This is a genomic window from Caenimonas soli, assembly GCF_013155545.1.
GTDB lineage: Bacteria > Pseudomonadota > Gammaproteobacteria > Burkholderiales > Burkholderiaceae_C > Ramlibacter > Ramlibacter soli.
This window is the reverse complement of sequence record NZ_JABJVV010000008.1, coordinates 138,179-149,810: the sequence shown is the minus strand read 5'-3', so window position 1 is coordinate 149,810 and position 11,632 is coordinate 138,179. Positions and strand designations below refer to the sequence as shown.

At 66.4% G+C, this 11,632-nt stretch carries 12 protein-coding genes; 5 read left to right on the top strand and 7 right to left on the bottom strand.

From position 1 onward, the window contains the following. Positions 1-10: 10 nt before the first annotated feature. Positions 11-1,759, bottom strand: coding sequence for a cation:proton antiporter (locus HNE04_RS14225; RefSeq protein ID WP_172220065.1), 1,749 nt, complete (start codon positions 1,757-1,759; stop codon positions 11-13). Positions 1,760-1,853: 94 nt separating this feature from the next. Here HNE04_RS14225 and HNE04_RS14220 point away from each other — a divergent pair, with 94 nt between their 5' ends. Genes HNE04_RS14220 through HNE04_RS14205 form a run of 4 tightly spaced genes read left to right on the top strand, consistent with a single transcriptional unit; the run spans position 1,854 to position 4,924 of the window. After that, positions 1,854-3,059: a lyase family protein gene (locus HNE04_RS14220; protein WP_172220062.1), complete on the top strand. Its 1,206-nt coding sequence runs from the start codon at positions 1,854-1,856 to the stop codon at positions 3,057-3,059. Beyond that, positions 3,056-3,469, top strand: coding sequence for a carboxymuconolactone decarboxylase family protein (locus HNE04_RS14215; protein ID WP_172220059.1), 414 nt, complete (start codon positions 3,056-3,058; stop codon positions 3,467-3,469). Before HNE04_RS14220 ends, HNE04_RS14215 begins: the two co-directional genes overlap by 4 nt. Positions 3,470-3,476: 7 nt before the next feature. Next, a complete protein-coding gene (gene pcaD / locus HNE04_RS14210) occupies positions 3,477-4,247 on the top strand; it encodes a 3-oxoadipate enol-lactonase (RefSeq protein ID WP_172220056.1) in 771 nt (256 codons plus the stop codon). Beyond that, positions 4,244-4,924: a DsbA family oxidoreductase gene (locus tag HNE04_RS14205; protein ID WP_172220053.1), complete on the top strand. Its 681-nt coding sequence runs from the start codon at positions 4,244-4,246 to the stop codon at positions 4,922-4,924. Before pcaD ends, HNE04_RS14205 begins: the two co-directional genes overlap by 4 nt. Here HNE04_RS14205 and HNE04_RS14200 read toward each other — a convergent pair. After that, entirely contained in the window at positions 4,903-5,349 is a 447-nt protein-coding gene (locus HNE04_RS14200; protein WP_172220050.1) for a response regulator, read from the bottom strand. The two genes, HNE04_RS14205 and HNE04_RS14200, sit on opposite strands and share 22 nt — an antisense overlap. A 232-nt stretch (positions 5,350-5,581) precedes the next feature. Then, positions 5,582-5,965, bottom strand: a complete 384-nt coding sequence (locus HNE04_RS14195) for a response regulator (protein ID WP_172220438.1) — start codon at positions 5,963-5,965, stop codon at positions 5,582-5,584. Positions 5,966-6,067: 102 nt separating this feature from the next. Here HNE04_RS14195 and HNE04_RS14190 point away from each other — a divergent pair, with 102 nt between their 5' ends. Next, entirely contained in the window at positions 6,068-6,838 is a 771-nt protein-coding gene (locus HNE04_RS14190; RefSeq protein ID WP_172220047.1) for a sensor histidine kinase, read from the top strand. Here the strand turns inward: HNE04_RS14190 and HNE04_RS14185 are convergent. The 4 genes from HNE04_RS14185 to gcvP all read right to left on the bottom strand — a co-directional run bounded on the left by HNE04_RS14185 (position 6,835) and on the right by gcvP (position 11,575). Further along, on the bottom strand, positions 6,835-7,218 hold the full coding sequence (locus HNE04_RS14185) for an Hsp20/alpha crystallin family protein (RefSeq protein WP_172220044.1): 384 nt from the start codon (positions 7,216-7,218) through the stop codon (positions 6,835-6,837). The genes HNE04_RS14190 and HNE04_RS14185 overlap by 4 nt on opposite strands. A 25-nt stretch (positions 7,219-7,243) precedes the next feature. Next, entirely contained in the window at positions 7,244-7,693 is a 450-nt protein-coding gene (locus tag HNE04_RS14180; protein WP_172220041.1) for an Hsp20/alpha crystallin family protein, read from the bottom strand. 95 nt (positions 7,694-7,788) lie between these two features. After that, entirely contained in the window at positions 7,789-8,556 is a 768-nt protein-coding gene (locus HNE04_RS14175; RefSeq protein WP_172220038.1) for a sulfite exporter TauE/SafE family protein, read from the bottom strand. Positions 8,557-8,683: 127 nt separating this feature from the next. Further along, on the bottom strand, positions 8,684-11,575 hold the full coding sequence (gene gcvP, locus HNE04_RS14170) for an aminomethyl-transferring glycine dehydrogenase (protein ID WP_172220035.1): 2,892 nt from the start codon (positions 11,573-11,575) through the stop codon (positions 8,684-8,686). Positions 11,576-11,632 lie beyond the last annotated feature (57 nt).

Genomic DNA, 11,632 nt, shown 5'->3' with positions numbered 1-11,632 from the left:
GGTGGTCCCGTCAGCGGTGGTCGCCCTCCGCGCCCAAGGTGTCCAGCAAAGCGATCTGCAGCTTCGTGTGCAGGCGCACGAACCATTTCCATAGCAATGCCGACACCGCGCCGGCAGCAGCGAGGATGATCAGCAACCACTCCCAAGGCGGCAGGATGCTGGCGCTGAGCGCAGCCACCAGCGCCAGGATGCCGGCTACCGTGACGACCGGGATGGCCTCGGAAAGGAAGGCGGGCAGCCACGAACCTGCGCCGCCCGGCGGGGCCAGCAGCTCGGCCAGGAGCATGGCCAGCGCCTTCAGCTTGCGGTAGGCGGCGATCAGGAAGGGCAGCGAGATCAACAAGGCGCAGCTCCAGGCCAAGGTGTGGGGCAGGCGCGGGTCGGTCGCGGACGCCATGATCAGGTCGCTCGCCTCGCCCACCAGGTAGGCTCCGGCAATGAAGACAGCGGCCACCAGGGCGAAGTTGATCAGCACTTGCAGCAGGATCTTCAGTACGATGCTGCGCAACTCGGCGGCCTGCCCGGGGCGCTGCAGGCGCGCCAGCCAGGCGGGGTAGCGCTCGACCCAGCGCAGCAGGCGCGGGGGAATCAGATTGGCGCCCCGTGCCGTGAGCGGGTCGGACAGGCGAATCAGGTACGGCGTGAGCAGGGTGGTGATGACCGAAACCGCTACCGCGACCGGGTAGAGGAAATCGCTGGTGACTTTCAACGTCAGGCCCAGCGACGCGATGATGAACGAGAACTCGCCGATCTGGGCCATTCCCATGCCCACCTTCATCGATGTGCGGCCGTCGTTGCCGGCGATGTAGCTGCCGCCGGCGCAGGCGATGACTTTGCCGATCACCACGCAAGCCGTGATCAGGGCGATCGGTCCGGCGTAGCGCACCAGCACCGCCGGGTCGAGCAGCAGCCCGATCGACACGAAGAAGATGGCGCTGAACATGTCGCGCAAGGGTTCGGTCAGCTGCTCTATCAGCTTGAGCTGGCGCGATTCGGCCATCACCGCGCCTATGACGAACGCGCCAAGCGCGATGCTGTAGTCGAGCTTCACCACCAGCAGGCAAAAGCCGAAGCACAGGCCCAGTACCGTGATCAGCAGCATCTCCGGGCTGTCGAAGCGCGCCGCATAGTCGAGCAGGCGAGGCACGATGAGGATGCCCAGAACCAGCGCCACCACCATGAAAAGGGACAGCTTGCCCAGCGTGGCGAAGACCTCGGGTGTATCGACCTGGCCGGTCGTCGCCAGCGCCGAAAGCAGCGCGATCAGCGCGATGGCCAGGATGTCCTCGACGATCAGGATGCCGAAAATAAGCTGGGCGAAACGCTCGTTCTTGAGCTTGAGCTCGGAGAGGGCCTTGACGATGATGGTGGTCGACGAGATGGACAGGATCGCGCCCAGGAATATCGAATCCATCTGGCTCCAGCCGAACCAGCGGCCCAGCCCCCAGCCGATGGCCAGCATCACGGCAATCTCGGTCACCGCCGCCACCAGCGCCGTCATGCCCACGCGGGCGAGCTTGCGCAGGCTGAACTCCAGGCCCAGGGAGAACAACAGGAAGACCACGCCCAGCTCGGACAGCGTACGGATGGTGTGCTCGTCGCGGATCAGGGCGAACGGCGGCGTGTGCGGACCGATGATGACCCCGGCGAGGATGTAGCCAAGCACCACCGGTTGCTTGAGCCTGTGGAAGAGGATGGTGACCAGGCCCGCGATCAGCATGATCACCGCCAGGTCCTGGATGAAGTCGATGGAGTGCATCCGGTCGCGTCCCCTTGCGCAAGGAAATGGGCCAGCCCAGACCATAGCAGAGCGCCGTTCGCGAACCGAACGGCAAAAGGTTTATAACCGGCGCATGGCCAGCATCTTCGAGAGCTTTCTTTCCACCCCCGAGGCGCTGGACGCGTTCGCCGAGCGTGGTTTCGTGGCGGCCATGCTGCGTTTCGAGGCCGCCCTGGCGCGCGCGCAGGCCGCTTGCGGCCTCGTCCCCAAGACAGCCGCCGATGCCATCGCCGGCTGCTGCGCCCTGGAGCGATTCGATGTGCAGGCCATCGCCCGGGACAGCGCGCGTGCCGGCAGTGTCGCCATCCCCCTCGTCAAGGCGCTGAAGGAACTGGTCGCGCAGGCAGACCCCCAGGCGCTGGCGTTCGTGCATTTCGGCAGCACCAGCCAGGACGTCATCGACAGCGCCAATGCACTCGTCACGCGCGGCGTGCTGGAACTGGTGGAGGTGGACCTGGATCGTGCGATCGAGGCGTTGCTGGCGCTCGCCGAACGGCACGCCGGCGCTCCGATGCTGGCACGCACTCTGGCGCAGCCCGCATCGGTCACCAGCTTCGGCTGGAAATGCGCGCAATGGGCGGCGCCACTGGTGCGCTGCCGAGGCCGCCTGCGTACCACCGCCGCCCAGGCGCTGGCAGTGCAGCTGGGCGGAGCCGTGGGAACCCAGGCCCAGATGCAAGGCAAGGGCCCGGAGGTCGCGCGCCTCGTCGCGAAAGAGCTGGGCTTGGCGGCGCCGTCCGCGGCCTGGCATACGCAGCGCGATGCCTGGGTGGCGCTGGCCTGCGACTTGGGGCTGATGGTGGGCAGCCTCGGCAAGATCGCCAAGGACTTGTCGCTGCTGGGCCAATGGGAGGTGGGCGAGGTCAGCGAGCCGTCCGAGCTGGGACGGGGCGGATCTTCGGCCATGCCGCACAAGCGCAACCCCGTCGCCGCGATGGTCGCGCTGGCTGCCGCGCACCGCGTGCCGCACCATGTGGCCGCCTTGCTGGCCGCGATGCCGCAGGAACATGAGCGCGCGCTCGGTGCCTGGCAGGCCGAATTGGCGGAGTGGCCGCTACTGTGGTCGGCGGCCCATGGCAGCGTACGGGCGTTGGCGCAGGCCTTGCCTGGGCTGCAGGTCGATACCGACCGGATGCTGGTCAACCTGGAGCGGCTGCGCGCCGAGCTGCCGCCGCAGGCTGCACAGGAATGGTTCGATCCGGCGCTGGCCGATCATGCGGCCGGCCTCGCGCGCGCCCAGGTGGCGGCGCTGCGCGCACAACTGAAGGAGATGGCATGAGCGACCGCAAGAGCGACAAGGACAGCGGCATGGCCAACCGCCGCCGGGTGCTGGGCGATGCCTGGGTGGACAAGGCGCAGCGCAATACCAATGAATTCAACGCCGAGTTCCAGGACCTGATCACACGCTACGCCTGGAACGAGATCTGGGGCCGCGAAGCTTTGGGCGACAAGGCCCGCCGGCTGATGGTGTTGTCGATGATGCTGGGCATCAAGAGCTATGAAGAGTTCGCTATGCACGTGCGGGCGGCGCTGGACGGACCGCCCGAATCGCGGCTGACCCCCGACGAGATCAAGGAGGTCATCCTCATGTCCGCCATCTACTGCGGCGTGCCCACTGCGAACCATGCCTTCGGGGTGGCGGCGGAAATCCTGCGCGAAAAAGGCATGCTTCCGCCAAAAGCTGTATAAAACCGCGATGCCACAACTGAATTTCGTCAAGGAGGGCCGCGGCCCCACCATCGTGCTGAGCCATGCGCTGGGCTGCGACCTGCGCATGTGGGACCAGGTGGCGGCGCAGCTGGCTCCGGGATACACCGTCCTGCGCTACGACCACCGCGGCCACGGCAAATCCGAAGTCGTGCCCGGCCCCTACAGCATCGAGGCCATGGCGGACGATGCGGCCGCCCTGATCGACGAGCATGCATCGGGCGAGGTTCACTTCGTCGGCCTGTCCATGGGCGGAATGGTCGCGCAGCAGCTCGCCGTGCGCCATCCGCAGCTCGTTACCAGCATCGTGGTGGCCAATTCGTCCAGCTACTACGACGAGGCTGCCCGCGCCCTGTGGAAGACGCGCATCGATACCGTGCTCAGCCAGGGCATGGAAGCCATCGCCGATGGGGCGATGCAGCGCTGGTTCACACCCGAGTTCCGGGCGGACCCTGAAGGCGCGCAGCGGGTCGCCGCACTGCGGGCGGTGCTGGTGGCGACCGATCCCCAAGCCTACGTGGCCAGCTGCGAGGCCGTCTCGCGCATCGAGTTCTGCGGCACCAATCCGCGCATCGCGTGTCCCACTCTGGTCATCGCGGGTACCCGCGACGAGGCCACGCCGCCGGCGATGGCCGAGGTGATCCGCAACACCATTTCCGGCGCGGAACTGGCCACGCTGCCGGCCGCCCATCTGAGCGCGGTCGAAAGGCCGACCGAATTTTCCAATCTGGTGGTGGAGTTCATCCGCAGCCTCGCATGACATCAACCCTCAAGATCGACTTCGTCTCCGACGTTTCGTGCCCCTGGTGCGCGATAGGCCTGGCCTCTCTGGAACGGGCCCTGGAGCGGCTGCAAGACGATGCGCGCGCCGAACTGCATTTCCAGCCCTTCGAGCTCAATCCCGCGATGCCGCCCGGTGGCCAGGACATCACCGAGCACCTGGCGCAGAAGTACGGCAGCACGCCTGAGCAGCAGGCGGCGGCGCGCGAAGCAATTCGCGAGCGTGGTGCGGCGGTGGGTTTCAAATTTCGCAGGGAAGGACGCGGCCGCATCTACAACACGTTCAACGCGCACCGGTTGCTGCACTGGGCCGGCACCATGGCGCCCGATCGCCAGCACGCGCTCAAGAAGGCGCTGCTCGAGGCCTATTTCACCGAAGGCCGCAGCCCGGAAGATGTGCAGGTGCTGGTCGATGCCGCGGCGCAGGCCGGGCTCGACCCGGCGCGCGCCGCCGAAATCCTGCAAGGGGACGAGTTCGCGGCCGAAGTGCGGGAGCGCGAGAAGTTTTTCCTGGATCACGGCATCCATGCGGTGCCGGCCGTCATCGTCAACGACCGTCACTTGATCCAGGGAGGCCAGCCGCCGGAAGTGTTCGAGCAGGCCCTGCGGCAGATCGCCGCGCAAGCCGAGGCCGATCAGTTGACGATGGGCCGATAGCGCTCGTTGACGGTCATCCAGAAATCGTGGACCTGTCTCATCTTGCGACGCAACTCGTCGTAGTCGGTGGCCTTGCGCACGTAGCTGTTGGCGCCATTGGCATAACAGGCGGCGATATCGCCTTTTTCAGTCGACGAGGAATGCATGACCACGGGGATGGTTGCGGTTCGCGGGTCCTTGCGCACGGCCTTGAGCACGTCCAGGCCGTGCAGGCGCACCAGCTTCATGTCGAGAATGATGAGCCGTGGCTGCTGGGCGGTGTCGCGTGCGGCATGGCTGCCGCGCCCGAACAGGTAGTCCAGCGCTTCGACGCCATCGGTGGCGGTTACGATATCCCGGGGGTCGCAGCACTCGCTCAGCGCCATGACCGTCAGTTCAAGGTGATCCGGGTTGTCGTCCACCACGAGAATCGCGGCGTGGTTCATCTTGTTGCCCAAACTAAAGCACGTTATCTCCGGTCTTTTTGACCGGACTCTCCCTGTGCGACCGCCGGTTTTGCCACGGCAAGCCCAGCGGTAAATCTATTTTCGCACACCCAGCGGCAATTGCATTGACACTGTCAACGAGGGCACCGTTTTGGGGCGACGCGACGGCGTCGCGTCCTACAAACATACGGGTTTTCCACCGACACAATCACAACAGGGCCCGCGCCGCGGGTCATCGCGCAGCTTGGGCCAGCGTCAGGCAGTACTCGATCAGCGCATCAGTCTCAATGGACTTGTCGAACACCCCGTCACTGCCCAGTGCCTCGCACTGCTTTCGCACGTCGGGGTTGGCGGTGGCCGTCAGCACCAAAATCTTTTGCTCCCGTTTGCGGTCGCGGCAGGCGTTCAGGACGCCGAATCCGCTGCCGCCCGGCTCCAGGATGAGGTCCACGATGGCGACGTCCCACTCATTGGCACTGTCGGTTAGCCAGGCTATCGCAGCCGCCTGGCTGCCGGCCACGCCCGTGGTTTCGATCCCAGTGAGCTCGCGCAGAGCTTCGATCAAGCTCTCGCGAATGGCCACGTTGTCTTCCACCACAAACGCCTTGAGGGTCAACTGCAGTCTCCGCGCCGCTTCCCTCGCGGCTTTGCGCCATGATGACATGGGCCATAGTGTCGTGGGAGCTCATTTTGCAAGGAAGTGGCTCCGGAGGCTTCCATGAGCCTGCAACTCGAACAAGAGCTTGCCGCAGCACGCAAGGCGCTGCGGGAGTGCGAAGCCGCACGGGCGGACGCCGAGCGGAGCAGCGCCCTGAAGGACGAGTTCCTGGCCATCGTTTCGCACGAGTTGCGCAGCCCGCTGGGCGCCATCCTGGGCTGGGCCCACATGTTGCGCCGCCGTGGTGGCGAGGAGGAGTTCAACCGGGGGCTGGACGTGATCGAGCAAAGCGTGCACTTGCAGGCCAAGCTGATCGAGGACCTCTTGGACATGAGCCGCATCACGTCCGGCCAGATACGCCTGGAACTGCAGTTGGTGGAGCCGCGCGGCTTCATCGATGCGGCGGCGGAGATCATTCGGCCGGCCGCCGAGGCAAAGCGCATCCGCGTCGACAAGGTGCTGGACCTGTCGGCCAGTCCGATTTCAGGCGATGCCAGCCGGCTGGAGCAGGTCATGGTGAACCTGCTGGCCAATGCCGTGAAATTCACGCCCGAGGAGGGCCACATCAGGATTTCCCTGCAGCGGGTGGACCGCTGGGCCAAGATCCGTGTGGCCGACACGGGCATAGGAATCCCGCCGGATTTCCTGCCTCATGTGTTCGACCGTTTCCGCCAGGCAGACTCGGCAGCCGCGCGCAGGCAAGGCGGCCTGGGTCTGGGCCTGGCCATCGCCCGGCATCTGGTGGAACTGCACGGTGGTGAGATTCGCGCGGAAAGCGCCGGCGAAGGGCAAGGCGCGACCTTCGCCGTGCGCCTTCCGCTGGCTGCCTAGCTCACCTGGATGTCGATGCGCCGCGGCTTGGCCTCTTCCAGCTTGGGAATGGCGAGCTTGAGCACACCGTCCTTCAGGCTGGCCTCGATGCGTGAAGCGTCGAGTTCGCGGCTGAGCGTGAACTGGCGCCGGTAAGACGGGTACTGCGCCTCACCGTAGATCAGTTGCATCTGTTGTGGCCCGGCCGTGGAGGCAGTGGCTTCAATCAGCAGGCTGTCCCCGTCGACGCGCACGCCGAGCCTGTCGCGCGAAACGCCGGGCAGGTCGGCCAGCAGGGTGATGCCCGACTCGTTTTCGAATACATCCACCGGAGGCACGACGAAGGGCTGGCCAGGTTCCTCGAGCTCCCGGCGTTCGGTAGTCTGGACTTGCGAATTCATGGCGATCTCCTTTTTCATGGAAACGTCAACTGACTTCGATGCGGCGCGGCTTGGACGACTCGCGCTTGGCCACGGTCACCCTGAGAATGCCGTCCTGGTAGCTGGCCTGGATCTTGGCCGGGTCGGCGTCCTCGGGCAGGCTCACCACGCGCCGGAAGTTGCCGGCAAACCGCTCCTGTGCGTAGACGCTGGTGGAATCACCCGCTTCGGGCACGGCGCTCTTGCGCTCGCCGGCGACGATCAGGAGCCCGCGGTCCACGGTCAATTGCAGGGCGTTGGGATCCAGTCCGGGCGCCAGGGCCATGACCTCGATGGTGTCGGGCGTGGTGCCCACGTTGATCACCGGGAAACCGGCGCCGGCCAAGCTCCGGATGCTGGACCGTTCGGCCGGGCGGAACACCTGGTCGAGCACGCCCTGCAAACGGTTCAGCTCCGAGAAGATGTCTCCGGCAGGCCTGAAGGATGCGTTCATCATCACAGCTCTCCTTGACTGTTAACAAAGAAAACACCTGGTTGCGTCGCGCAGCCTTCGAGCCGCGCGATATGGAGTTAGCGGCGGCCGCCGCAATTTCAAGAGCCGGCGAACCACCGGCCCGCGAGCACCGGCAAGGCGGCCGCCAGCAGGGCGACGCCGGACGCCGTGAGCATCCCCAGCACGACCTTTCGAAAACCGGTTTCGCTGATGCCCGCGTACAGCCGTGCGCCGAGCAGTGAGGGGATGAGCATCGCGGGCGCGACGATCGCGAAGAGCGGAAGCATTTCGCGCTTGACGATGCCGGTGGCGATGTAGCTCGAGAATGTGACGGCAAGCATCGCCAGATTGAAGTTCTGGATGACGGCCCGCTGCACGTCCTTCTCGAAGCCGCGCAGGGTGCACCACAGGGTGGGCACGACGCCGGTGAAGCCGCCCAGGCCGCCCATCACGCCGCCGGCAGCGCCGGCCACGGCGTCTGCGGCGCGCCCGCCGTGCGCGATGCGCGGCAGCCTCGCGGCGAAGTACATGAGCGGGCACATCACCACCAGGAACAGCCCCAGCAGCCCCTTGAACAGGGGCACGTCCAGCCGGGGCAGGATGTAGATGCCCACCGGCAGACCGGCCAGCCCTCCGAGCACGAAGGGCAGCAGGCGCGCCAGGTTGAAGCCGCGCCGCACCGAGACCGCGGCAATGATCTGTCCGGTCAGGCCGCCGAACACCGCCAGGGCCGCCGCCAGCTGCGGCTCAAGCGTCCAGGCCCAGAGCGACATCGCGGTCAGGCCGAAGCCGAAGCCCGAAAGGCCTTGCACGAAGCCGGCCAGCGCGGCGCCGGCGATGACGATGACGATGAGGGTCAGTTCCAAGTCCGCTAGCGGCACTGGTCGCCTGGAGCAACGCGCAAGGCGGCGCACTTTGGGCGGAGACCGGCTTTGCCGGTCCCGCTCAACCGATCAACCCACCTGCAAAAACACGCAGTGTTTTTCAAGTGAACTATTCATATGCCGACATCGGCACGCAGCTGCAGAACAGGTTGCGGTCGCCGTAGACGTTGTCGACGCGGCCCACCGGCGGCCAGTACTTGGCATGCCGGCGCTCGTCGAGCACCGCCGCTCCCACCTCGCGCGGATAGGCATGCGGCCACTCGCCCTTGAGCAGGCTCGCGGCGGTATGCGGTGCGTGCTTGAGGGGGTTGTCGTCCTGCGGCCATTCGCCGCGCTCGACGCGCCGGATCTCCTCGCGGATGGCAATCATGGCCGCGATGAAGCGATCCAGTTCGTCCAGCGTTTCGCTCTCGGTGGGCTCCACCATCAGCGTGCCCGGCACCGGGAAACTGAGGGTCGGCGCATGGAAGCCGTAGTCGATCAGCCGCTTGGCCACGTCTTCCGCCGTCACGCCGCTGGCCTCTTTCATGGGGCGCAGGTCCAGGATGCACTCGTGCGCCACATGGCCGTTGGCGCTGGCGTAGAGCGTGGGGTAGTGGTCGCGCAGGCGGGCGCTGATGTAGTTGGCGCTGAGGATGGCCACCTCGGTTGCCTGCTTCAGGCCCTCGGCGCCCATCATCCGGCAGTACATCCAGCTGATCGGCAGGACGGCGGCATTGCCGAGCGGAGCGGCCGACACGGCGCCCACCTTGTGTCCCACCAAGCCACCGGAGTTGTGGCCCGGCAGGAAGGGCACCAGGTCCTCCACCACGCAGACCGGCCCGACGCCCGGTCCGCCGCCGCCGTGCGGGATGCAGAAGGTCTTGTGCAGGTTCAGGTGGCTCACGTCGCCGCCGAACTCGCCTGGCGCCGCCACGCCCACCAGCGCGTTCATGTTGGCCCCGTCCACATAGACGCGGCCACCATGCTTGTGAACCAGCGCGCACAGTTCCTTGACCTGCATCTCGAACACGCCGTGGGTGCTCGGGTAGGTGATCATCACGCAGGACAGGTTGGCGCTGTGCTGTTCGCACTTGGCCTGCAAGTCGGCCAGGTCCACGTTGCCGTTGGCGTCGCATGCCGTCACCACCACCTGCATGCCGACCATCTGCGCGCTGGCGGGATTGGTGCCGTGGGCGGAAGAGGGGATCAGGCAGATGTTGCGGTGGCCCTGGCCCTTGCTCTCGTGGAAGGCCTTGATCGCCAGCAGGCCCGCGTATTCGCCTTGCGAGCCGGCATTCGGCTGCAGGCTGATGCCGGCGTAGCCGGTGGCTTCGCACAGCCAGGCGCGCAATTGCTCGTCCAGTTCGGCATAGCCTTGCAGCTGGTCCTGCGGGGCGAAGGGGTGGACGTGGGCGAACTCCGGCCAGGTGATGGGGATCATCTCGCTGGTGGCGTTGAGCTTCATGGTGCAGCTGCCCAGCGGGATCATGCTGCGGTCCAGCGCCAGGTCCTTGTCGGACAGGGCGCGGATGTAGCGCAGCATGCCGGTCTCGGAGTGGTGCGTGTTGAACACCGGGTGGGTCAGGTAATCGCTGGTGCGGCGCAGTTCGGCGGGGATCAGCGGCTCTATGCCTTTCTCGAACTTCGCGAAGTCGGGCATGGCGTGGCCGGGCTTGGCGAACAGCGACCAGAGCAGCTGGATGTCGTCACGCGTCGTGGTCTCGTCCAGCGAGATGCACAGGTACTCCTCGAAGTAAACGCGCAGATTGGCATGCTTGGAACGCGCGCGGGCGGCGATCGCCTCGGTTTCCGCGCCGGTGTGCAGGCTGAGGGTATCGAAAGCGCCGCCCGGCCGCGGCGGATAGCCCAGTTGCTCCAGCCCCCTGGCCAGGATGGCGGTGTAGCTGGCCACCCGCTGCGCAATGCGCCTGAGCCCCTGCGGCCCGTGGTAGACGGCATACATGCTGGCAATCACGGCCGGCAGCACTTGCGCCGTGCAGATGTTCGACGTGGCTTTCTCGCGGCGGATGTGCTGTTCGCGCGTCTGCAGGGCCAGCCTGTACGCCGGGTTGCCGTGTGTGTCGACGCTGACGCCCACCAGCCGCCCGGGCAGGGAGCGCTTGAGCTCGTCGCGGCACGCCATGTAAGCCGCGTGAGGCCCGCCCGCGCCCATCGGCATGCCGAAGCGCTGGGTCGTACCCACGGCGATGTCGGCGCCGAACTCGCCGGGCGGCACCAGCAGCGTCATGGCCAGGAGGTCGGCCGCCACGATGAAGGCAGCCTGCTTCGCGTGCACCTTCTGCACATCGGCACGCAGGTCGTCGATGCGTCCGCTGGTCGAGGGGTACTGGGCCAGCACGGCGAAGTAGTCGCCGGAAAGTGCGCGGTCCCACTCGGGGGCCGAATTGGCCAGCACCACCTCGATGCCCAGCGGCTTGGCGCGCGTCTGGACCACTTCAATGGTCTGCGGATGGCAGTCGCCGGCGACGATGAAGGTATTGCTCTTGCTCTTGACGCTGCGCTTGGCCAGCGTCATGGCCTCGGCCGCGGCGGTGGCTTCGTCCAGCATGGACGCGTTGGCGATGGGCATGCCGGTCAGGTCGCACACCATGGTCTGGAAATTCAGCAGGGCTTCCATGCGCCCCTGGCTGATTTCCGCCTGGTAGGGCGTGTAGGCGGTGTACCAGGCCGGGTTCTCCAGGACATTGCGCAGGATGACGCCGGGTGTGTAGGTGCCGTGGTAGCCCTGGCCGATGAAGCTCTTGAACACCTGGTTGCGGTTGGCGATCCGGCGCAGTTCCGCCAATGCCGCCGCCTCGGTCGCGGCGGCGGGCAGCTTCATGGGGTTCTTGCGCGCGATGGACCGCGGCACGATGCTGTCGATCAGCGCGCGGCGCGACGTTTCGCCGATGGCGGACAGCATGTGCTGCTCGTCGGCTTCCTCGATGCCGATGTGGCGGGCAATGAATTCGGTCGTGTTTTCGAGCTCGCCGAGCGGGCGGGCGGATTGCATCAGCATTGGTGCTCCGTTATCAGGGGGCGTCATTGCGGACCTGATCCGCAATCCATGGCGGCC